The sequence below is a fragment of the Mesoterricola silvestris genome, from assembly GCF_030295405.1.
GTDB classification, from domain to species: domain Bacteria; phylum Acidobacteriota; class Holophagae; order Holophagales; family Holophagaceae; genus Mesoterricola; species Mesoterricola silvestris.
The window spans coordinates 3484564-3506222 of the sequence record NZ_AP027080.1 but is presented as its reverse complement, the minus strand read 5'-3'; the positions used below and the strand labels follow the sequence as shown (position 1 = coordinate 3506222).

General features: G+C 71.0%; 16 protein-coding genes and 1 pseudogene. 7 read left to right on the top strand and 10 right to left on the bottom strand.

The window, feature by feature from the left end; all coding sequences use genetic code 11:
- The first annotated feature begins 13 nt into the window (after nt 1-13).
- Together R2J76_RS15200 and R2J76_RS15195 are read left to right on the top strand one after the other, a co-directional pair.
- Nucleotides 14-2293, top strand: coding sequence for an ATP-dependent helicase (locus R2J76_RS15200; protein WP_316412486.1), 2280 nt, complete (start codon nt 14-16; stop codon nt 2291-2293).
- A 1-nt stretch (nt 2294) separates the two neighbouring features.
- Nucleotides 2295-2798, top strand: coding sequence for a histidine phosphatase family protein (locus tag R2J76_RS15195; RefSeq protein WP_316412485.1), 504 nt, complete (start codon nt 2295-2297; stop codon nt 2796-2798).
- On the opposite strand, the gene R2J76_RS15190 is transcribed toward R2J76_RS15195, so the two are convergent.
- Genes R2J76_RS15190 through R2J76_RS15180 form a run of 3 tightly spaced genes read right to left on the bottom strand, consistent with a single transcriptional unit; the run spans nt 2782 to nt 7597 of the window.
- Complete coding sequence (locus R2J76_RS15190) at nt 2782-4464, bottom strand: formate--tetrahydrofolate ligase (protein WP_316412484.1); 1683 nt, start codon at nt 4462-4464, stop codon at nt 2782-2784. The genes R2J76_RS15195 and R2J76_RS15190 overlap by 17 nt on opposite strands.
- 29 nt (nt 4465-4493) lie before the next feature.
- On the bottom strand, nt 4494-6473 hold the full coding sequence (locus R2J76_RS15185) for a transglutaminase family protein (protein WP_316412483.1): 1980 nt from the start codon (nt 6471-6473) through the stop codon (nt 4494-4496).
- Complete coding sequence (locus R2J76_RS15180) at nt 6470-7597, bottom strand: anhydro-N-acetylmuramic acid kinase (RefSeq protein ID WP_316412482.1); 1128 nt, start codon at nt 7595-7597, stop codon at nt 6470-6472. Before R2J76_RS15180 ends, R2J76_RS15185 begins: the two co-directional genes overlap by 4 nt.
- A gap of 50 nt (nt 7598-7647) precedes the next feature.
- On the opposite strand from R2J76_RS15180, the gene R2J76_RS15175 reads away from it, so the two are divergent.
- Together R2J76_RS15175 and R2J76_RS15170 are read left to right on the top strand one after the other, a co-directional pair.
- Entirely contained in the window at nt 7648-8325 is a 678-nt protein-coding gene (locus R2J76_RS15175) for a hypothetical protein (protein ID WP_316412481.1), read from the top strand.
- Between the two features lie 123 nt (nt 8326-8448).
- On the top strand, nt 8449-12309 hold the full coding sequence (locus tag R2J76_RS15170) for a PAS domain S-box protein (protein ID WP_316412480.1): 3861 nt from the start codon (nt 8449-8451) through the stop codon (nt 12307-12309).
- On the opposite strand, the gene gatC is transcribed toward R2J76_RS15170, so the two are convergent.
- Genes gatC through R2J76_RS15155 form a run of 3 tightly spaced genes read right to left on the bottom strand, consistent with a single transcriptional unit; the run spans nt 12310 to nt 14033 of the window.
- Nucleotides 12310-12588: an Asp-tRNA(Asn)/Glu-tRNA(Gln) amidotransferase subunit GatC gene (gene gatC / locus R2J76_RS15165; protein WP_316412479.1), complete on the bottom strand. Its 279-nt coding sequence runs from the start codon at nt 12586-12588 to the stop codon at nt 12310-12312.
- A 2-nt stretch (nt 12589-12590) separates the two neighbouring features.
- The gene (tsaD, locus tag R2J76_RS15160; protein WP_316412478.1) at nt 12591-13613 is read right to left on the bottom strand and encodes a tRNA (adenosine(37)-N6)-threonylcarbamoyltransferase complex transferase subunit TsaD; all 1023 of its coding nucleotides are present in this window, start codon (nt 13611-13613) and stop codon (nt 12591-12593) included.
- Between the two features lie 60 nt (nt 13614-13673).
- The gene (locus R2J76_RS15155) at nt 13674-14033 is read right to left on the bottom strand and encodes a YraN family protein (protein WP_316412477.1); all 360 of its coding nucleotides are present in this window, start codon (nt 14031-14033) and stop codon (nt 13674-13676) included.
- A 48-nt stretch (nt 14034-14081) separates the two neighbouring features.
- Between R2J76_RS15155 and uvrC the strand changes: the two genes are divergently transcribed.
- From uvrC to R2J76_RS15140, 3 genes and pseudogenes are all read left to right on the top strand, one after another.
- Nucleotides 14082-15905, top strand: coding sequence for an excinuclease ABC subunit UvrC (uvrC, locus tag R2J76_RS15150; RefSeq protein WP_316412476.1), 1824 nt, complete (start codon nt 14082-14084; stop codon nt 15903-15905).
- 118 nt (nt 15906-16023) lie between these two features.
- Nucleotides 16024-16191, top strand: a pseudogene (locus R2J76_RS15145) (transposase); the annotation flags it as partial.
- 166 nt (nt 16192-16357) lie between these two features.
- A complete protein-coding gene (locus R2J76_RS15140; protein WP_316412475.1) occupies nt 16358-16489 on the top strand; it encodes a GxxExxY protein in 132 nt (43 codons plus the stop codon).
- A gap of 218 nt (nt 16490-16707) precedes the next feature.
- Here R2J76_RS15140 and R2J76_RS15135 read toward each other — a convergent pair whose 3' ends face one another.
- The 4 genes from R2J76_RS15135 to R2J76_RS15120 all read right to left on the bottom strand — a co-directional run bounded on the left by R2J76_RS15135 (nt 16708) and on the right by R2J76_RS15120 (nt 21642).
- Nucleotides 16708-18303 carry a methyl-accepting chemotaxis protein gene (locus R2J76_RS15135; RefSeq protein ID WP_316412474.1) on the bottom strand — a complete coding sequence of 532 codons (1596 nt, stop codon included), beginning with the start codon at nt 18301-18303 and terminating at the stop codon, nt 16708-16710.
- Between the two features lies 1 nt (nt 18304).
- Nucleotides 18305-19624, bottom strand: coding sequence for an MgtC/SapB family protein (locus R2J76_RS15130; RefSeq protein ID WP_316412473.1), 1320 nt, complete (start codon nt 19622-19624; stop codon nt 18305-18307).
- Nucleotides 19625-19685: 61 nt separating this feature from the next.
- Nucleotides 19686-20324 carry a hypothetical protein gene (locus tag R2J76_RS15125; protein WP_316412472.1) on the bottom strand — a complete coding sequence of 213 codons (639 nt, stop codon included), beginning with the start codon at nt 20322-20324 and terminating at the stop codon, nt 19686-19688.
- A gap of 37 nt (nt 20325-20361) precedes the next feature.
- Complete coding sequence (locus R2J76_RS15120; protein WP_316412471.1) at nt 20362-21642, bottom strand: MgtC/SapB family protein; 1281 nt, start codon at nt 21640-21642, stop codon at nt 20362-20364.
- Nucleotides 21643-21659: the final 17 nt, after the last annotated feature.

Here is a 21659-nt window from a genome sequence, read left to right as displayed (position 1 = left end):
TTAGACTCGTGGGATGCCCGCGTTTCCCCCCGACCATCCCCTGCTGCGCAACCTCAACAGTCCCCAGAAGGAGGCGGTCACCCACGTGGATGGCCCGCTCCTGATCCTGGCGGGGGCCGGTTCGGGCAAGACCACCGTCATCACGCGGCGCATCGCCTGGCTCATCGAGGAGGTGGGAGTGCGTCCGGCCTCCATCCTGGCCATGACCTTCACGAACAAGGCCGCGGGGGAAATGGCCGAACGGGTCCAGCGCATGGTGCACGTCCCCGCCGAGCAGCTCTGGGTGAGCACCTTCCACAGCTTCTGCACCCGCATCCTGCGCCGGGAGGGGGACCGCACCCCGGTGGGCCGGGATTTCGTGATCTTCGACCCCTCCGACCAGCGGAGCCTCGTCAAGCAGGTGCTGGCGGACCTGAAGCTCCCGGAAAAGCAGTTCCACCCCAGGAAGGTCCTGGAGGTGATCTCCGATTTCAAGAACCGGTGCCTGCTCCCGGACGAGGCCATGGAGGAGGCGCTGGACCCCTGGACCCGCAAGGTCCTGGAGGCCTACCGGGGCTACCAGAACGGCCTCCGGAGCCACAAGGCCTGCGATTTCGACGATCTGCTCCTGCACACGGAGAGGCTCTTCCGGGACCCGGAGGTGCAGGCCGCCTACGCGGAGCGGTTCAAGTACATCCTGGTGGACGAGTACCAGGACACGAACCGGGTGCAGTACCTGCTGGTCCAGCACCTGGCCAAGCATCACCTGAACCTCTGCGTGGTGGGCGACGAGGACCAGTCCATCTACGGCTGGCGCGGCGCCGACATCCGAAACATCCTGGACTTCAAGAAGGACTTCCCCGGCGCCACGGAGATCAAGCTCGAGCAGAACTACCGCTCCACCCAGCTGATCCTGGACGCCGCCAGCACCGTCATCGCCAACAACACCCAGCGCCTGGGCAAGACGCTGTGGACGGACCTGGGCCTGGGGGAGCGGATCACCTTCAAGCTCCTGGACGAGGGGCGCCTGGAGGCGGAGTACGTGGTGGACCACATCCGCCAGGAGCGCCTGCGCTTCCCCAACGCGCGCATGGCGGTGCTCTACCGCGCCAACTGGCAGTCCCGGCAGCTGGAAGAGGCCCTGCGGGCCCAGAACATGCCCTACAAGCTCGTGGGCGGCGTGAAGTTCTACGAGCGCCAGGAGGTCAAGGATCTGCTGGCCTACCTGCGGCTGGTGTGCAATCCCTTCGACCTGGTCAGCTTCCGGCGGTCGGTGAATTCCCCCACCCGGGGGGTGGGGGCCACGACCCTGGCCCGCATCGAGGCCGCCATCCCCGAGGGCGGCACCGCCCTCCAGGCCACGGTGGCCCTGCTGCGCTCCGGGGAGCTCAAGGGGCGGGCCCAGCGCGAGCTGGTGCGCTACGTGGAGCTCTTCCGCCGCGCCGAGGACGAGGCCCGGACCCTCAGCCTTTCGGGCCTGGTGCGCTGGGTGCTGGTGGAATCCGGCTACGTGCAGATGCTGGAGGAGGAGGCCACCCTGGAGGCCGAGACGCGCCTGCGCAACCTGGAGGAATTCGTCTCCGCCGCGGCCGAGGCCGAGAGCCTGGGGCTGCGGCTGGCGGAGTTCCTGGACCGGGTGAGCCTGGCCTCGGATTCCGACGAGCTGGAGGAGGCCTCGCTGCTCTCACTCATGACCATCCACTGCGCCAAGGGGCTGGAGTTCCCCGTGGTGTTCATGGTGGGCATGGAGGAGGACGTCTTCCCCAACCGCAACGCCCGGGAGGCCGACGACGGCCTGGAGGAGGAGCGCCGCCTCTTCTACGTGGCCATCACCCGGGCCCAGAACAAGCTCTACCTCACCGCCGCGCGCCGGCGCCGGGCCATGGGCCAGGAGCTGCTGGGCATGCCCAGCCGCTTCCTCCGGGAGCTGCCCGAGGAGGGCCTGGAGTCCCCCATCCGCTGGGGCACGGAGCTGTACCGTTCGGGCCAGGGCAACTTCCCCTCCCAGCGCCCCTCCACGGGCGGCGCCACGAGCGTGGCCTCGGAGCTGGGGCGCATCCGCAGCTTCTTCAACCAGGTGCGGGCCCCGGAGCCCCCCGCCGACGCCGCTCCCGAGGCCCCGGAACCGGAGGAGCCGCGCCCGGCCCCCTCGGGGAGCTGGCCCAAGGGGACGCGCGTCCTCAGCCCCCGCTTCGGCCGGGGCGTCATCACCGCGGCCTCGGGCGGCGGCGACATGCTCACGTACACCATCCGTTTCCCGGAAGGGGAGAAGCGCATCGTCGCGCGGTTCGGCATGCTGGAGAAGGAATCCTAGGATGCCCCGGCGCCTGGTCCTGGCCTTCCTGGCGGCCTTCGCCCTGGCGGCCCAGGACACCGTCGCGGTGCTGATCCACCACGCGGAAAAGGGGGCCCGCACCTCCAACGCCCAGCTCTCCTCCCGGGGCCTCCGCCGCGCCGAGGACCTGGCGGTGGAACTCGCCCCCTTCAAGCCCGCCGCCATCTTCGCCACGGACCTCTGGCGCACCCAGCAGACCGTGGCGCCCCTGGCCCGGCGCCTGGGCCTGGTGCCCGAGATCCGGGCCCGGGGCGAGGAGGCCGCGGTGGGCCGGGAGGTGCTGGAGGACTACCGGGGAAGGACCGTGGTCCTCTGCGGGCATTCCGATACCCTGGCCGTCCTGGCGGGGGCGCTGGGATACCGGGGCTTCTTCCCGGAGATCCGGGCCTACGACCGGATCTGGATCCTCACCGTGCCGGAGGGGCCAGGGCCGGTACGGCTGGAGGAGCGCGGACAGAGGCCGTCCCTCACGAAAGGCCCGTGATATTCCCCTCCTCATCGATATCGATGAGTTCGGCCGCGGGCACCTTGGGGAGCCCGGGCATCGTCATGATGTCCCCGGTGAGCACCACCACGAAGCCGGCGCCCGCGGACACCCGCACGTCCCGCACGGCCAGGGTGAAGCCCTCGGGGCGGCCCCGGAGCTGGGGGTCGGTGGAGAAGGAGTACTGGGTCTTGGCCAGGCACACCGGAAGGTGGCCGAAGCCGGCGGCCTCCAGGTCCGCGAAGGCCTTCAGGACCTTGGCGTCGCCCTTGATGTCCGAGGCGCCGTAGATCCTGCGGGCCACGGTGCGCACCTTCTCCCACAGGGGGAGTTCGCCGGGGTAGGTGAAGGCCAGGGCCGGCCTGGGGCCGCCGGTGAGTTCCAGCAGGGCGCCGGCGAGGTCCAGGGCGCCCTCGCCGCCCCGGGCCCAGTGGTCGGCGCGCACGGCCTTCACGCCCAGGGCCGCGCAGGCCTCTTCGATGGCCGCGGTCTCCTCCGGGGTGTCGGCGGTGAAGTGGTTGACGGCCACCACCACGGGCAGGCCCCAGGCCTGGATGTTCTCCAGGTGCTTGAGGAGGTTGGGCAGGCCCCGGCGCACGGCTTCGGCGTCGGGGCGGCCCAGGTCGGCCTTGGCGACGCCGCCGTGCATCTTGAGGGCGCGCACGGTGGCCACCAGCACCACGGCGTCGGGCACCAGCCCCGACTGCCGGCACATGATGTCCAGGAACTTCTCGGCCCCCAGGTCCGCGCCGAAGCCCGCCTCGGTGACCACGTAGTCGGCCAGTCCCAGGGCCATGCGGGTGGCGATGAGGCTGTTGCAGCCGTGGGCGATGTTGGCGAAGGGGCCCCCGTGCACCAGGGCGGGGTTGTTCTCCAGGGTCTGGACGAGGTTGGGCTTGATGGCGTCCTTGAGGAGGGCGGCCATGGCGCCGTGGACCTTGAGCTGGGAGGCCAGCACGGGGCGGCGGTCCCGGGTGTAGGCCACGATCATGCGGCCCAGGCGCTCCTTGAGCTCGTGGATGGATTCGGAGAGGCAGAACACGGCCATGACCTCGGAGGCCACGGTGATGTCGTAGCCGGTCTCCCGCGGGGCGCCGTTGGCCGAGCCCCCCAGCCCCACCACGATCTGGCGCAGGGCCCGGTCGTTCATGTCCACCACGCGCCGCCACACCACCCGCGCGGGGTCGATGTCCAGCGCGTTGCCCGAGGCGAGGTGGTTGTCGATGACCGCGGAGAGCAGGTTGTGGGCCACGCCGATGGCGTGGAAGTCGCCGGTGAAATGGAGGTTGATATCCTCCATGGGCACCACCTGCGCGTAGCCGCCCCCGGCGGCGCCCCCCTTGATGCCGAAACAGGGGCCCAGGGAGGGCTCGCGGATGCAGAGCATCGCCTTCTTCCCCAGGCGGGCCAGGGCGTCGGTGAGGCCGATGGTGGTGGTGGTCTTCCCTTCCCCGGCGGGGGTGGGGGTGATGGCGGTTACGAGGACGAGCTTGCCCTGGGGCCCGGCGCGCAGACCCCGGTAGAGGTCCAGGGAGATCTTGGCCTTGACGCGGCCGTGGGGTTCCAGGGCGGAATCCGGGATGCCGAGCCGGGCGGCGATCTCCCCGATGGGCAGCATGGAGGCGTGGCGGGCGATATCGATGTCGGCGGGGATGGGCTGATGCATTTATTTTTTCCCTCGATTGAAAAAATTTATCACACCCGCCCGCTCCGCCTCCAGGCTTTGGCCTCCTCCCGGGCCAGGCGGGCCAGGGCGGTGCCCTCCCCGCCCCCGTAGGCCACGGCGTCCGCTTCCCGGGCCAGGGCCTCCAGGGGGGCGGAGCGATCCGGGCGCAGATCCCGAAGGCCCGTGAGCCAGACCCGGGCCGTTTCGCCCGGACCCGGCGGACGCTCCCGGCCCGCCACCCGCAGGAGGGGCCTCAGCTGGGGCAGCCGTCCCGGGCTTCCCGTCCCCCCCCGGGCGGGACGGGACAGCAGGGCCCGCCCCCCCCAGGCCAGGGCCCCGAGGGCCGCCAGCAGGGCCGCGGCCTTGAGGCCGGCGCGCAGGGGCTCCCGCAGGCTGTCGGGGGCCGCCCGGCCCACCTTGGCCTGGAGCCATTCGATGCCGGCCAGCTGGTCCTCGTCCGAGAACCGCACCACGTTGCGGTCCCAGGCGAAGCGCGCCGAATCCGCCAGGCGCCCCAGGGCAGACAGGAACGACCCCGCGCCCAGGCCCGAGGGCGGCGCGGCCGGGGTGGGGTCCTCGGTCCTCCAGCGCCGCAGGTCCGGGTCGTAGTACTCCACCCAGCTGTGGGCCTCGTTCCGGGTCACGAGGAAGTAGCCGCCGCTGGGGATCCAGGGGCCCAGGCGGTAGCCCACCGCCACCCGCGCGGGGACGCCCCGGCGCCGGAGCATCATGGCCAGGGCCGAGGCGAAGTACTCGCAGTGCCCGGCCCGGGAGCGCTCCAGGAAATCCCGCATGGGATCGGCCGCACCCCCGGAAGGGTTGTCCAGGGTGTAGCGGAAGGCGCGCAGGGCGGTGGAGAGCCGCGCCGCCAGTTCGCGCGGGGGAAGGTCCCCGGGGGCGGTGGCGAGACTCCACCGCAGGGCGCTCTCCGTGGCGGGCCCGGCGCGGGTGAGGAGCTGGCGCCGGTACTCCCCGGCGAGGCGCTCGGGCTCGCCCTCCTGGGGCTCGACCCTCAGCTTCAGGGGAAGGATGCGCCGCAGGGGGAACCACCACCGCACCGAGGCGCCCGGTCCGGCCCGGAGGCGCTCCCCTTCGGGGGGGGAGAGGGTGGCCTGGCCGTAGGGGAGGGGGATCACGGGCAGGGGGCTGGGGCTGAGGAAGGCCTCCGCGGTGAGGGCGGGGCCTCCGGGGCCGGGCTCGTTCCACTGGGCCAGGGCGTTGCGGGGCGTCGCGTCCGAGACCTCCCAGCGCTGGCCATCCAGCTCCTCCAGCACCATGGCCCGGAGGAGCCCGAAGGCCCGGTCGAAGCCGGGCTGCCCGGGCCCGGGGACGATGCGCAGGGCCACCTCCCCCCCGCCCTGGATGGGGCCGCCCCCGGCGAGGTCGAGCACGTCGCTGAGCCCCGCGCGGCCTCCCGCGAGGCCATGGACGCCCAGGGGCAGGCCCCTCACGCCCATGCGCAGGCGCGGCAGCACCACGAAGAAGCCCGCGGCCATCACCACCACCGCCGCCAGCCACGCCGGGGCCTTGCGGAAGGGCGGCGGGAGGGCGGGACCGGGGCGGAGGAGGGCGGACTTCTCCCAGTTGAGCTGCATGAGGAACAGCGCCCCGCCGGAGACCCACACCAGGGCCCAGAGGAGGAAATCCAGCTCGGAGGTGGACACCGCGGTGGTGAGGAACACCAGGAAGCCCATGAGCAGGAGCTGGCGCCGCTGGGCCTCGGCCCGGGGCAGGCAGAGCCGCACGCCGCAGAGCGCGAACAGCGTATTGACCACCGTGGGCAGCACGCCGGTGCGCGCGGCCACGTTCACGAGGAACACGGCCAGGGCCGCGATCTCCAGCACCCGCCGGAAGCGGTGCAGGGAGCCTTCGCGCCACTCCACCAGGGCCCCGCCCAGGATCGGCACGGCCATGGCGGCGATCTCCGCGGGGCTGTATGCGCCGGTGCTGGCCACGGCCCCCCAGGCCATCCACGGGGGGAGGTGGTCCAGCCAGCGCCCGGCTTTCACCCGGGCACCCAGCTGCCCAGGACCGCGGCCGCCGAGGCCCCGGTGACCTCGGCGAGGTTGCCGGGGACGCCCGCGGCGCTGGCGGCGCCCAGGAGGGCCCAGCTCACGGCTTCCCGGGCCCCGGAGGGGAACTGCAGGTCGTCCTGGATGCGGAAGCCCGGAAGGCGCCCGGCGAGTTCCTTGCGGACCCGCCCGTGGAGGGCCCCGCCCCCGGAGAGCAGGATGGGGGTGCCTGCGGGCAGGGGCGGGGCCCAGGCCCTCAGCTCCCGGGCGCAGGCCTCGGCGGTGAAGGCCGCGAGGGTGCCCAGGCGGGAGGGAAGGGGGAGGTGCTCCAGGCCGCGGCGCTCCGCGTCCAGCCAGGCCGCTCCGAAGACCTCCCTCCCCGTGGATTTGGGCGGGGGGATGCGGAAGTGGGGGTGGGCCAGCCAGGCCTCCAGGAGCGATTCCTCCACGAAGCCCGTGGCCGTGGCCCCGCCGGGGTCGTAGGGCCTGCCCAGCCAGAGGGTGGCGGCCAGGTCCAGGAGGGTCATGGCCGGGCCCAGGTCCCAGGCCCGCACCCGGGAACCGTCCCACACCGTGGCGTTGGCGATGCCGCCCAGGTTGAGGGCGATCCAGGGCTCGCGCCGCCCGTGGAGCCAGAGTTCGGTGAGGGGCACGAGGGGCGCGCCCTGGCCGCCCAGGGCCATGTCCCGGCGCCGCAGGTCCCACACCACCGGGCACTGGAGCTTCTCGGCCAGGACGTAGGGGTCCGCCAGCTGGAGGGTGGCGCCCCGGGCCGGATGATGCTGGACGGTCTGGCCATGGAGGGAGGCCAGGTGGGGCTTCAGGCCCAGGGAGTCGACGAGCTGGCAGGCCGCGCGGGCATGGTGCTCGCCCAGGTCCCGCTGGAGCACGCACAGGGCCCCGGGCCGGAGGTTGTCGTTGGCGGCGGCCATGACCGTCTCCCGCAGGGCGGGGGGATAGGGCTCGTGCAGGTGGCCCGCGAGCTCCAGGAAGGGGCTGCCTTCCCGGAAGCCCGTGGGGTCCACCCGCGCCAGGACCGCGTCCACGCCGTCCGCGCTGGTGCCGGACATGAGGCCGAGGACCATCCATGGGCCCGGGGGCAGGGAGGAGGCGGTGTTCATCTCCCGGACAGTATGCCAGTGGAGTTAAGCTGTAGGGCGAGAGGTACGCCATGCAGACCCTAATGCTCACGGAACAGGCCGCCTTGCTTCGCCGGAGGGACGAATCCTCGGGGGGCGGCGGCATGGGCTGTTTCGTCTTCCTCCTCATCGTCGGCATCGTCGTGTGGCTCGTCATGCGAGGCCGCAGGGACCGCGAGGAGCAGCTGGGCGCGGCCCACCGCCCCATGGGCTCGGGCCCCGTGGAAGGGATCACCTTCGCCTGCCCCTACCCCAAGTGCCCCACCTGCGGCGCCGCCGGGGACAAGATGAAGCAGCAGTACGACGGGCTCCGCAAGGTGACCTGGACCTGCGGCTACTGCGGCGGCACCGCCGGCGTGCAGGAACTCAAGGACGAGGAGCTGCCCGCCGGCGCGCGCCAGCGCCTGGGTCTGGACGCGCCCCAGGGCCTGGCCCCGGGCCAGCCGGGCTACTACCCCCCCCAGGGCGGGGGCAGCGGCGTGGGCGGCCTCCTCACGGGCATGATGCTGGGCAGCATGCTGGGCGGCGGCCACCACGACCGGGACCGGGACGGCTGGGGCGGCGATGGCGGCTCCTCCAGCGGCGGCGACTGGGGCGATTCGGGCGGGTCCTCCTCGGGGGGCGACTGGGGCGATTCCGGGGGCTCCTCGGATTCCGGCGGGGACTGGGGCGATTCGGGCGGCGGCGATTCGGGCGGCGGCGACTTCTGATCCCTGGGAAAAAGAAACGGCTGGCGGGCGTCCTTACGGGCGCCCGTCTGGTATTTATGCAAAAATTCAACATGCCCGAACCCGTGCTTGTAAAATGTAATATGTGTTTTTAATGGAGTTGCGGTGTTCGGCGTCCTTTCGAAGTACAAGGTCGGGTTCTGGGCCACCCTCTGCCTCCTCACCGCCCTGGTGGCCCTCGCGGGCCATTACGAGGGCCTCCCCGCCCTGGCGGGCTTCGGCCGGGGCCTGCGCCCCATGCCGCCCGGTTCCGCCTGGATCACCTCGGTCCTCTGCCTAGGCCTGTTCCTGGCCCGGGGCGGCCGGCGGCGGCTCTGGGTGCGCAGCCTCATGGCGGCGCTCGGCCTGGTCCTGGTCGCGATCCTCCTTCGGACGCCCTCCAGCGCGCTCCTCGCGCGGGTGGGTTACCTCGCCGCCTGTCTGGGTCTGGGGGTGGCGGCGGGCCACCGGTCCGCATCCTGGAAGCAGCGGCAGGTGGCCGCCTTGGCCGCCCTGGTGCCCCTGGTGGCGGGGTCCCTCCTGCTCTTCGGATACGCGGCCGGGATGCCCCTCCTGTACGAAGCCACCGTTTCCGCCACGCCCCTGCCCACTTCCCTCACCCTCTTCCTTCTGGGCCACGCCCTGCTGGCCCTGGCGGGCAACGACACCTTCCCCTTGAGCCTGTTCCACCTCGACCGGGTGGAGCTGGCGTCCACCGCGGGCCCCTGGCTGAAGCGCATGCCCCTCCTGAGCTTCATGGTGCTGGCGTCCCTGGGCGCCATGGCCGGGGCCCTGTGGATGCGGGGCCAGGCCCGGGCCCACCTGAGGGCGGCCAGGGCCCAGTTGGCGGCGGTGGCGGACCTGAAGGCCTCGACCCTCGACCACTGGATGGAGGAGCGCATCGGCGACGCCGAGGTGGTCCGCGGGGGCGGCCTCCTGCAGGAGGCCCTGGCCCTGCGGCTCCAGAAGGGCTCCGGGCCCGGGGACGGGCCAGTGCGGTCCTGGATGGCCTCCATGCGCGCGCTGTGCGGGTACCAGTGCGTGGCCCTGTGCGACCCCTCGGGCCGGGAGATCATCGGGGACGGCACGTTCCGGCCGGCGCCCGCATCCCTCCAGAAGGCCCTGGACCAGGGCAGGGTGGTCCTGGAGGACCTGCACCGGGACCCGGACGGGGGCGCGTGGCGCTTCGGCTTCTGGGTCCCGGTGATGGACGCCGGCGGGACCCCGGCGGGGGCGGTGAACCTGGCCATGGAGGCCGACCACTATTTCGGATCCTTCCTCCCGGACTGGCCGACCCTGGGGCCCCGGGGCGAGACCTTCCTGGTGGAACCCGGCCGCGGGCTCCTGGGCTCCGTCCCCTCCGACGCCCTGGGCGCCTACCTCGAGGCGGCCTCCCGCCGGAGCCGCCTGGATTTCGTCACCGGCGGGGAGAGCCTGCGCACCCGGGCCTTCGGCGCGGTGCGGCCCCTGCGCTGGGCGCCCTGGACCCTGGCGGTGCGCATCGGGGAGGCCGATCTGGTCGAGCAGCTGCGGCCCCGTTTCTGGGGGACCGCCATGGCCACCCTGGGCAGCGTCCTCCTCCTGGCCATGGCCACGGGCTTCCTGGTGCGGCGCCAGGGTGGGATCCGCATCCGCGAGATGCTGGCCATGGAGCGGGAGCGCAAGGCCCTGGCGGAGCGTTCCAAGGTCCTCATGCGCGAAGCCAACGACATCATCCTGCTGCTGGACCCCGAAGGGCGCATCCTGGAGGCCAACGAGCGCGCCCAGGCCAGCTACGGGTACACGCTGGAGGAGCTGCTGGGCCGGACCGGGGGCGATCTGCGGGCCCCGGAGGCCGCGGCGGACTTCCAGGCCAAGTGGGAGTGGCTGAAGGCCCAAGGCTCGGGGGTCTGGGAGACCTGGCACCGCCGCAAGGACGGCACGGTATTCCCGGTGGAGATCAGCAGCCGCGTCGTCACCCAGGGCGGGGGCACCTACGTGCTCAGCTTCCTCCGGGACATTTCCGAGCGCCACGCCCAGGCCCAGGAGATCCGGCACCTCACCCAGCTGTACGCGGCCCTGGGCCAGGTGGGCCAGGCGGTGGTGTGGACCCGGGACCGCGAGGGGCTCTTCCAGCGCGTGTGCTCCGTGCTGGTGGAATTCGGCCGCATGGGCACGGCCTGGATCGGCGTGGTGGACGGCGCCACGGGCGACGTGACCCTGGCGGGCGCGAGCGGCAGGGAGGCCGCCCTGGGCCGGTTCGCCCGGGAAGGGGGAAGGGATCCCCTGGAAGGCGTCATCCGGGAGGGACGGCCCTGCATCCTGGACGACGCGTCCGAATCCGCGGCGGCCTTCCCCATCGCCCAGGCCGGGGTCGTCACCCACATCCTGGGCGTCGTGGCCACGGTCCCGGGTTTCTTCGGGCCAGGGGAGGTGGAGCTGCTGAAGGAGACGGCCCTGGACCTGGCCTTCGCCCTGGACAAGCTGGACGAGCAGGCCCGCCGCGCCCGGGCCGAGGAGGACCTGCGCACCGCCGAGGAATTCGCGGAGAACCTCATCCAGACCGCCAACGCCATCGTCGTGTGCCTGGACGAGACCGGCCGCGTCGTGATGGTCAACGAGGCCGCCACCGAAATCACCGGATTCACCCGGGAGGAGCTGCTGGGCCGGGACTGGTTCCAGACCCTGGTGCCCCGGGAACGGTACCCCGAGGTGTGGGGGGTCTTCGGGACCCTCCTGGAAGGCGGCGTGCCCCGCCACTTCGAGAATCCCATCCGCGCCAAGGACGGCACGGAGAAGTACATCAGCTGGCAGAACAGCGAAGTGCGCAGGGGGGGGCGGATCCGGGGGACCATCTCCTTCGGCATCGAGATCACCCAGCAGCGCCTGGCCGCGGAGGAGCAGAAGCGCCTGGAGGCCCAGCTTGCCCAAAGCCAGAAGATGGAGAGCCTGGGGAGCCTGGCGGGGGGCGTCGCCCACGATCTCAACAACGTCCTGGGGGCCATCCTGAGCCTGGCCTCGGCCCACCGGGAGGACCCCGGCCTGGCGCCCGCCCTCTCCCGTTCCCTGGACACCATCGTCACCGCCTGCCTCCGGGGCCGGGGCGTCACCAAGAGCCTCCTCTACTTCGCCCGCAAGGGCCTGGAGGAGGAGCGCCCCCTGGATCTCAACGCCCTGGTGGCCGACATCACCCAGCTGCTGGCCCACACCACCCTCAAGCGGGTCGCGCCGGTCATGGCCCTGGAGGAGGGCCTGCCCTCCGTGATGGGCGACGCCGGCGCCCTCAGCCACGCCATCATGAACCTCTGCGTCAACGCCGTGGACGCCATGGAGCGGGGCGGAACCCTCACCCTGCGCACCCGCCGGGAGCCCGGGGGCGGGGTGAGCCTGGCGGTGGAGGATACCGGCTCCGGCATGCCCCCCGAGGTCCTGCGCAAGGCCATGGAGCCCTTCTTCACCACCAAGCCCATGGGCAAGGGCACCGGCCTGGGGCTCAGCATGGTCTTCGGCACCATGAAGGCCCACGGAGGCGCCCTGGACCTGCGGAGCGCCCCCGGGGAGGGGACCTCGGCCACCCTCCACTTCCCGGCATCCAGGGTGCTGGAAGCGCCTTCCGAGGGGATCCAGGCCGTCCCCGCGGCCCCCGGGGCCCGGCCCCTCTCCATCCTCCTGGTGGACGACGACGAACTCATCCGGGAGGCCGTGGGGCCCATGCTGGAAGTGCTGGGCCACCGGGTGAGCCTCGCCCCGGGGGGGACGGAGGCGCTGGCGATGCTGGAGGGGGGCCTGGACCCGGACCTGGTGATCCTGGACATGAACATGCCCGGGCTCACCGGCGCCGAGACCCTGCCCCGGATCCTGGCCCTGCGCCCCGCCCAGCGGGTGGTCATGGCCAGCGGCTATTCCGACCAGGATGTGGCCCGGCTCGTGGAGGGCCGCCCCGGGGTGCGGAGCCTGCGCAAGCCCTACAGCCTGGCGGAGTTCAAGGCGCTGCTGGACGCGTGGTGATCACAGGACCCGGGGAACCGCGAACTGGCCGCGGTGCGCTTCGGGCGCGTTGGCCAGGGCCTCGGCCTGCGTGAAGCCCTCCCGGGGGGTGTCCTCCCGGCGGGGCAGGGGCCGGTCCAGGCTGGCGGGTTCGACTCCCTCCAGGTCCAGGGCGTCCAGGCTCTGGGCGTGGCTGAGCATCCGGGCCATGTCCCGGCGCAGGGGCTCGATCTCCTCCTCCCGGAGGCTGAGGCGGGTCAGGGCGGCGCAGCGGAGCACGTCCTCGCGGGTCACGTCCACGGCTAGGCTCCCAGGGGCAGGTTGGGGTCGGCGTTTCGGGACCAGGGATCGGCCGCGGGGGCCAGGATCGCGCCGGCCGCGGCGATCATGGCGCCGTTGTCCGTGCAGAACCGGGGCTCCGGGATGGCCAGGACCAGTCCCAGCTTTCCGGCCAGCGCCGCGGCCTGGGCGCGGAGCTCCGAATTGCAGGCCACGCCGCCGGAGACGATGAGGGCCCGGGCCCCGGTCTCGTCCCGGAGGGCCGGAACGGGCTTCAGGAGCCAGGAGGCCACGGTCTCCTGCAGGGTGCGGCACAGGGCCCGCACCCGGGGATCGTCCACGCCCGCGGCGTCCAGGCCCGCCTCGCCGTGGATGCGGTTCCTCACGGCGGTCTTCAGCCCCGAGAAGCTCCAGCCGGCCTTGCCGTCCCGGAACTTGGGGGGCGTGAAGGGGGCCGCGGCCCGTTCCGCGGACCTGGCGCAGGTGTCCACGATGGGCCCGCCGGGGTAGCCCAGGTTCAGCATGCGCGCGGTCTTGTCGAAGGCCTCCCCCGCGGCGTCGTCCCGGGTCTTCTGGAGCAGCTCCAGGTGGGACCAGTCCCGGGCCAGGTAGAGGTGGGTGTGCCCCCCGGACACCAGGAGGGCCAGGGCGGGGAAGGGCAGGTCCGGCACCGCGAAGCGCGCCGCGTTCAGGTGGCCCAGGAGGTGGTGCACCCCCACCCAGGGGATGCCCTCGCGCCAGGCCATGGCCTTGCTGGCCGAGAACGTGGTGAGCAGGGACCCCACCAGCCCCGGCCCCTGGGTGACCGCGATGCGGTCCATGGCCGAAAGGGGCAGCCCCGCCTTGTCCAGGGCCCCGGCGATGACCCCCCGCAGCTGCAGGAGGTGCTCCCTGGCCGCCAGCTCGGGCACCACGCCCCCGTAGGGGCCGTGGAGCTCGTCCTGGCTCTTGCGGGTCATGGCCAGGAGGACGGGGCCTCCGGGCGTTTCGCGGACCACCGCCGCGGAGCAGTCGTCACAGGAGGATTCGAGTCCGAGTACCAGCATGGGACGATTCTACCGGAATCGGGTCCGGGCACCCCAGGGGCCCCCGTTCCTGGGCATTTCCTACCTCCATCGTTCCGGGGGATGGAAGGTCCACCGCCACCCCGACCAGCTCACCCGCTGGAAGGTCACCCGGAAGGGCCAGGGCACCCGCTCCAGGAAGCTCCGCAGGGCCTTCTGGAGGCGGAGCCGCTGGGGAAAGGTGAGCGCGGCGTCGCCCCCCACCCAGGCGCCGGGGGCGCGGGCCTTCACTTCCACCAGGCGCAACTCGTCGCCCCGGGTCACCAGCAGGTCCATCTCGAACCTGCCGGCCTTCAGGTTCCGGGCCACGGGGTCCCAGCCCCGCAGCCACAGGAGCCAGAGGGTGCCCCTTTCGCACCAGCGTCCGTACCTCCGCGCCGCGCGGCCCCTGGAAGCGTCCATGGAGGATCGGTGCCCCGCGCGGGGCCGAGGTTCCCGGTAGAATTCCCCATGGCCAGCACCCGCTCGAACGCCGATCGCAGCCCCTTCCTCCAGCGCAAGCTGGCGGACCTGCCCACCCGGCCCGGGGTCTACCTCTACCGGGACAAGGAGGCCAACCTCCTCTACGTGGGCAAGGCCAAGGTCCTGCGCAACCGCGTGAAGAGCTATTTCCAGTCCAAGCACCTGGATGCCAAGACCCGGCGCCTGGTGAGCCGCATCTGGGACCTGGAGTTCATCGTCTGCGAGACGGAACTGGAGGCCCTGGTCCTGGAGAACAACCTCATCCGGGAGCACCGGCCGCCCTACAACATCATGCTGCGGGACGACAAGAGCTATCCCTACGTGAAGCTCACCTGGAAGGACCCCTTCCCCCAGGTCTTCGTCACCCGCAAGGTCAAGAAGGACGGGTCGCTGTACTTCGGGCCCTTCTTCCCGGCGTCCACGGCCTACCGCACCGCGGAACTGGCCTACCGCTTCTTCCAGATCCGGGACTGCGACATCGATATCGACGGCAAGCGGGGCCGGGCCTGCATGAAGTACCAGCTGCACCGGTGCACCGCCCCCTGCATCGCCGCGGTGACCCAGGAGGCCTACCGGGAGCAGGCCAAGGAGGCCCGGCTCTTCCTGGAAGGGAAGCGGGACGAGCTGAAGGCGCGCCTGGAGGAGGCCATGTGGAAGGCCTCGGAGCACAGCGCCTTCGAGCAGGCCGCGCAGTACCGGGACACCCTGAACCAGGTGGACGCCTGGTTCAACCGCCAGAAGGCCGCCACCGTGGACCAGGAGGACACCGACTACTACGGCAGCGCCGTCCTGGACGGCCGCGCCTGCGTGCACCGCCTGGAGATGCGCGAGGGGCGCATGGTGGGGCGGCGGGAGTACGTCCTGGAGGACGTGGAGGCCTTCGACGGCGCCGTGCTGTCCGAGGTGCTCAAGCGCATCTACGCCGAGGAGCCCGTTCCCGGGCGCATCCTGGTGGAGGTGGAGCCCGAGGACGCCGAGCTGCTCCGGGAGTGGCTGGGCAGCATGCGCGGCGCCAAGCCCCACCTGGCCGTGCCCCAGCGGGGCGACAAAGTGGACCTCCTCACCATGGCCCAGGAGAACGCGCGCCTGGCCCTGGAGCGCAAGTTCGAGCCCGCGCGCCTCAACCAGGCCGTCCTGGAGGGCCTGCAGGCCTTCCTGGGCCTGGCCCACCTGCCCCGGCGCATGGAGTGCTTCGACATCAGCCACGGGCAGGGCCGGGAAGTGGTGGCCTCCTGCGTGGTGTTCACCGACGGCGTGCCGGACCGCAAGAACTACCGCCGCTTCAAGGTCACCAACGAGCAGAACGACGATTTCGCCAATATGGCCGAGGTGGTGGGCCGGCGCTACAAGCGCCTCCGGGACGAGGGCAAGGACCTCCCGGACCTGGTGCTCATCGACGGCGGCCTGGGCCAGCTGCACGCCGCCGAAAGCGCCCTGGCCGCCCTGGGCCTGGACCAGCTGGAGCGCGCGTCCCTGGCCAAGAAGGAGGAGCTGGTCTACCGCCCCGGCACCTCCGAGCCCCTGCGCATCCCGAGGACCAGCCCCGTCATCCAGCTCCTCCAGCGCATCCGCGACGAGGCCCACCGCTTCGCCATCACCTACCACCGGACCCTGCGGGCCAAGCGCACCCTCCAGACCGAACTGACCACCATCCCCGGCGTGGGCGCCGCCACGGCGAAGAAACTCCTGCAGGCCTTCGGCAGCGTCACGGCCGTGCGTGAAGCCGAGGAAGCGGCCCTGGTGGAGAAGGCGGGCCGGGCCGCGGCCAACCGGGTGCTGGCTTGGCGGGCGGGGGAGAGCCCTGGCTCCTAGGGATTGCTCGGCATCTTATAGGCTCAATGAATAGTTAGGTTGTGCTCAAGGCTCAAGCCTCGTACACCAGGATTTTCGTCCCGGAGGAACGAGGGCAAGAAGCTTCTTGGCCGATGAGATGTGGAGAAAACGGGCGCCCCTGCTTCCTCCTGAGCAGGGAGGGATGGGACGTTCGCGGCTTCCCAACCGCCCGAGGGTGGAAGGGATCCTCTGGAGGCATCGGACGGGAGCGCCATGGCGGGATCCGCCGGAGGCGTTCGGGCCTTGGATCAGCGTCTACACCCGCTTTGATAGCACGGCTCGCAGTTATGCACACAGGTTGCAATGGCCTGCGTCGTTGGGGGTAGAAGCTCTGAACGGCTTGTCCTGGGCGGATCGGAAGGCCCATCGAAAAACTCAAACGCTGGGACGCTGGGGACTCGCTGGGGCGCTGGGAAAAGAAGGAGAAGCTGGTGGATGCCCACTTCGCCCAGGTCAATACGCAGGTGCGTTTCTCCGGTCTCGAGGTTGGCCTGCTTCTGAACGTCCGCGCCTGGCCCCTCAAGGATGGCGGGATCCGCCCGGGCGTTCACACCCGGGCTTGATTCCCCAGCGCCCCAGCGAGATCTCTGCGCCCCAGCGTTTCATCTTTTCGCCTGGATTCTCCGGCGCATCAGGTTCGTACGTTGCCAGGACACTCACCTTCCAGGCACCCTGCCCCGAGGGGATCGGGTATAAGCCATCCTTGTCCACAGCTTCCGAACAGACCCTTGTCGTCATTTGTCTGGACAGGCTCCGGCGGGAACGACCCGGTGGATCACCTTCAGGCCAGTTGGAAACGCTCCGTCAGCCCCTGGAGTTCGGAGGCCAGGGCCGCGAGTTCCTCCACGGTCTTGGCGGTCTCGTGCATCGTCGCCACCAGCTGGGTCGTGGCGGATCCGTTGCGCTCGGTGAGGGAGCCGATGGTGCCCAGGTGGTCCAGGAGGCGCCCGGAGGAGGTGGCCTGGAGGTCCATGGCGGCGGCGATCTCCCGCACCTGGCCGCCGTTCTCCTGGATGTGGCCCTGGATGCGGCCGAGGCCGTCGTTCACCTGACCCACGGCCTGAATGCCCTCGTCCACCCGCTGGGAGCTCTCGGCCACCAGGGCGGTGATCTCCTTGGCGGCCACGGCGCTGCGTTCGGCCAGCTTGCGCACCTCCTCGGCGACCACGGCGAAGCCCTTGCCCTGGGCTCCGGCCTTGGCGGCCTCGATGGCAGCGTTGAGGCTCAGGAGGTTGGTCTGGCGCGCGATGTCGGCGATGACCGTGGTGATGCGGCCCACGTTGCGCGAGCTCTCCAGGATGCCTTCCATGGCCCGGTCCGAATCGGAGGCGCTGCCCCGGGCGGTGTCGGCGGCGGTTTCGGAGGACGAGGCGAGGGTCTGGAGCCGGGCGGTGCCGGCCTGGACGGTGCCCGTGAGGGTGCGCATGTCCCGCACCAGGCCCGTGCCCTCCTCCATGATGGCCCGCTGCTGGTGGGCCGAGACCCCGATCTCGTCCGTGGCGCCCTTCACCTGGGCCACGGTGGCGCTCAGTTCCGTGGCGGAGGAGGCCACCCGGTGGCTCACCTCCGAGATGGTGCGGATGTGCCGCCCGAGGTCCTCGATGACGGCGTTCAGGGCGCGGCCGGTGTCCCCCAGTTCGCCCCCGCCGGGCTCGGCGCACCGGGTGGCCAGGTTCCCGGTCCTCAGGGCCTCCATGGACACGAGGAGGCCCGAGGCCTGCCGGCGCACGCCGTTGCCCAGGATCCGGGTGAAGGTGAGCCCCAGGGCCAGGGCCGCGGCCAGCCCCGCCAGGATGAGGAACTGGCCGGTGCGGCTCCCTTCCAGATCCTGGCGGACGATCTCCTCGCCCGCGGCCTGGAGGCGCGGAAGGAGCTTGAGGAGGAGGTTGTAGCCGTCCCGACGGTAGGCCGTATTGGCTTCGATGAGGGCGGGAAGCTCGTCCATGCCCGCCTTCCGGGCCCGGTCCAGGACGGGGGGGAAGGAGGCCATGTACTTCCTCATGCCCGACGTGATCCGGTCCACGTCCTCCCGGTCCTGGCCCGTCCAGGGCAGGGCGTCCATGTCCGCCAGGGACCTGGCGAGGTCGGCCTCCACCTCCTTCAGGCGCTTGACCCGCTTCTCCAGGTACTCCGGGTTCCGCGCCGCCCCGATGAGGGAGACGTGGATCACCCGCAGGACATCGGAATCGTGGAGCACCCTCGCGGCCACGGAACTCTTGGGGAGGCCGGAGCCCAGGACGATCTGGTCCCGGCGCAGCCGCTCCAGGCTCGTGGCCCCCAGCACCGCCACAAGCGCCAGGAGCACCAGCTGCGTGGCCAGCAGGAACAGGAACTGGCCGCGGAGGTTCAGGGAGGGCAGGAGGGAGAGCTTGGGCATTTCACAGACCGATCAGAGCGTAGGCCAATGACAGGACGATGAGCCCGGCCATGCCGGTGGCCGCTAGGTTCGCGGTGCGGCGGGTGCCGAACAGGTAGGTGTAGAAGACCTTCAGGACGTTGTTGCTGGCGGTGGCGATGATGATGGCCTGGAGGATCTGGCCGCTGCCGATGCCCAGGTTGCCCTGGAGGACGGTGACCACGAAGGGCGTGATGTCCGAGCATCCCACGATGAAGGACATGGCCCGCAGGCCCATCTCCTTGAAGAAGATCAGGGCGTACTTGGTGGCGAAGGACACCGTCACGAACATGAACGCGAAGAACAGCGCGGAATTGATCTCCAGGGGGTTCCGGTGGAGGGCCTCCTCGCCGGGCTCCGGGGCGGCCGGGATCCCCCCCTCCTCCGGGAGGGCGGCGGGGGTGGGGTCGGGGGCCATGTCCCGGTTGATCCAGAGGCCGTACGCGGCGGACAGGATGGCCAGGACCAGCAGGGCCGGGGCCACCTTCAGGGCGTCCCGGGTGCGGAAGATGGCCACCAGGACCAGCACCCGCAGGTACATCATGGCCACCGCCAGGAGGATGGCGGTGGCCGCCTGGCGTTCGCGCCCGGGCTGCTGCCGGGAGCGCTTGGCCAGGACCAGCACGGCCACGGTGCTGGAATAGACGCCGCCCAGGAGCCCCGTGAGGAGCAGGCCCCGGCGGGGGTAGAGGTAGGTCTGGAGCACATACCCGAAGTAGGAGATGGTGGTGGTTACCACCACGGCCATCCACACCTGCCGGGGCGTGAGGGGCAGCACCGCGAAGAGCCGGCCCAGGTGGCCCGTGGCCGGCATCACGGCCGGGATCAGGGGCAGCACCACGCCGGCGATGGCCAGGAACTTGCACGCCGTGACCACCTCCCCGGTCTCGAGGCGGTCCGTGAACTTCCGGATCCGGCCCTTGGAGTGGAGGACGAACAGGATGGACACGGCGATCAGCACCACGTACCAGTGGGGCTGGAGCAGGGTGATGGGCCCCAGGGTGTAGGTGAGCAGGGCGATGAGCACGCCGATGAGGCCGGGGCTCTTCTTCTGGCGGACCTTGTTGTTGTAGTACACCAGCAGGAAGGGGACGATGGCCGCCAGGCCCATGGTGAACACGTAGGGCCCGACGGTGGGCATCTGGTAGAGGAGGAAGCCCAGCATGCCGAAGAACACGAAGGTGCGCACGGTGCCGAAGGTGTCGAACTTGCCTTCGCCCTCGTAGTAGTCCCTGAGCCCGATCCCGATGAGGAAGCTGGCGGCGAGGGTGAGCAGGAAGGAGGCTACGAGAGGGGGGATCATGACGGACTCCTGGCGATTGGGCCTGCCGGGGCGCGGAGAGGGCCTCCGCGCCCCGCGGAGCCTATTCCATCCCGACGACGCGCTTGGCGGCCTTCAGGTAGTTGGTGTTGGGCATGGCGGCGATGCCCAGGCCTTCGACGACCTTCTTCATGCCCTCGTAGTTCTCGCTCTCGGCGCAGGCGGATTCCACCAGCGCGCCGTTGAACCACACCTGGGCGTACTCGCAGATGATGCCTTCGATGGTGAACCCGTAGCGCATCTTCTCGACGCTCACGGGGCACAGGGCGGGGTGCTTGCGGGCGAAGAGCACGAACTCGTCCAGGGTGTAGGTCTCCTGCTCCAGCACGCTCTCCACCTTCAGGTGGGAGAGGATCGTGGCCAGGTCCTCCCGCTTGACGGGGAACTGGAACTTGCCGCGGGGCTGGAAGATCTCGTAGCCTTCGGGGGTCTCGCCCACCTTGGTCTTGATGTCCAGGAGGCCGTCGCGGACCTTGACGTTGGCCTCGTTGGTGCGGGTGGAGAGGAAGTAGGTCTCGGCGGGCATCCTGCGGGCCTGGAACAGGACAGTCTTGCCGTTCCAGATGTTGCCCTTGACGAGGTCGATGACGCCCTGGCCGAAGACGCGGAATTCGGCGCGGGGGATGATCTTGGCGGCGTCCTCGGCGGAGGTGGCGGTGTTCTTTGCGAAGGGATCGGCCATGGGAAGGCTCCTTGGAATGGGGTGGGTGACGGGGGGCCTAGAAGGCCACGGCGACGAAGAGGAAGGAAAGGGCGGCGGCGCCGGCCATGCCCGCGGCCACCAGGACGGCGGCGCGGCGGTTGCCGAAGAGATAGGCGTACACCGCCTTCATCAGGTTGTTGCTGGCGGTGGCGACCACCACCGCCTGGAGGATCTGGGGCTCGGTGATGCCCAGGTTGCCCTGGAGGATGGAGACGATGAACGGCACGATGTCCGAGGCGCCCACCAGGAAGGACAGCATGCGCAGCCCCAGGTCCTTGAAGTGGAGCAGGACGAACTTCGTCACCACCGTGACGACCACGAACATGAGGGCGAAGAGCAGGGCCGCGTTGATCTCCAGGGGATTGCGGTCCTTGACCTCCACCTCCCCGGTCCCGGCGGCCTCCGGGGCGGGGCCGCCGCGGACCCACCAGGCGTAGCCCGCCACCAGGCCGGACAGCGCCAGGAAGGGACCCGCGAGGTGCAGGGCGCCCCCCGGCATGAAGGCCGCCACCAGGAAGAGGATCCGGAGATACATGGTGGGGGTGGAGAGCAGGATGGCGGCCGCGGTCTCCCGGGCTTCCCCGGGGAGGTTGCGGGTGCGCTTGGACAGCACGAGGGTGGTCATGGTGCTGGAATAGAGGCCGCCGATGATGCCGGTGAGCAGCATCCCCTTGCGCGGAAAGAGGTAGGTCTGGAGCACGTAGCCGGTGTAGGAGATGGCGGTGGTGACCACCACGGCCATCCAGATCTGCCGGGGGGTGACGGGCAGGATGGTGAAGACCTTGGCGGCCCAGCCCGTCATGGGGACCTCCGCGGGGATCAGCGGCAGCACGACGGCGGTGATGGCCAGGAACTTGCAGACCGTCACCACCTCGCCCGTCTCCAGGCGGTCCGTGAACTTGCGGATGCGGCCCTTGGAGTGCAGCACCAGGAGGATCGTGACGCCCAGGGCCGAGAGGTACCAGTGGGGCTCGTGGATGGCGATGGGCCCGATATGGTACGTGAGCATGGCGATGAGCACCCCGATCAGGCCGGGACTCTGCTGCTGGGTCACCTTGTTGCGGTAGTAGACCACCAGGAAGGCCCCCAGGACGGCCATGCCCATGAGGAAGGCGTAGGGGCCCAGGCCGGGGATCCGGTAGGCGATGAAGCCGAGGATGCCGATGAAGATGAACGTCCGGACCGTGCCGAAGGTGTCGAACTTGCCCTCCCCTTCGTAGTACTCCCTCAAGCCGATCCCGATCAGGGCGCTGATGGCGATGGTGAGGAGGAAGGGCGTGATCTGGGGTGGAATCAATGGGACCTCGGGCAGGA

Bases quoted from the DNA above. Each gene is read 5' to 3' on its own strand.
- R2J76_RS15200 (WP_316412486.1), top strand. From the start codon at position 14: ATGCCCGCGTTTCCCCCCGACCATCCCCTGCTGCGCAACCTCAACAGT.
- R2J76_RS15195 (WP_316412485.1), top strand. From the start codon at position 2,295: ATGCCCCGGCGCCTGGTCCTGGCCTTCCTGGCGGCCTTCGCCCTGGCG.
- R2J76_RS15190 (WP_316412484.1), bottom strand. From the start codon at position 4,464: ATGCATCAGCCCATCCCCGCCGACATCGATATCGCCCGCCACGCCTCC.
- R2J76_RS15180 (WP_316412482.1), bottom strand. From the start codon at position 7,597: ATGAACACCGCCTCCTCCCTGCCCCCGGGCCCATGGATGGTCCTCGGC.
- R2J76_RS15175 (WP_316412481.1), top strand. From the start codon at position 7,648: ATGCAGACCCTAATGCTCACGGAACAGGCCGCCTTGCTTCGCCGGAGG.
- tsaD (WP_316412478.1), bottom strand. From the start codon at position 13,613: ATGCTGGTACTCGGACTCGAATCCTCCTGTGACGACTGCTCCGCGGCG.
- R2J76_RS15155 (WP_316412477.1), bottom strand. From the start codon at position 14,033: ATGGACGCTTCCAGGGGCCGCGCGGCGCGGAGGTACGGACGCTGGTGC.
- uvrC (WP_316412476.1), top strand. From the start codon at position 14,082: ATGGCCAGCACCCGCTCGAACGCCGATCGCAGCCCCTTCCTCCAGCGC.
- R2J76_RS15135 (WP_316412474.1), bottom strand. From the start codon at position 18,303: ATGCCCAAGCTCTCCCTCCTGCCCTCCCTGAACCTCCGCGGCCAGTTC.
- R2J76_RS15130 (WP_316412473.1), bottom strand. From the start codon at position 19,624: ATGATCCCCCCTCTCGTAGCCTCCTTCCTGCTCACCCTCGCCGCCAGC.
- R2J76_RS15125 (WP_316412472.1), bottom strand. From the start codon at position 20,324: ATGGCCGATCCCTTCGCAAAGAACACCGCCACCTCCGCCGAGGACGCC.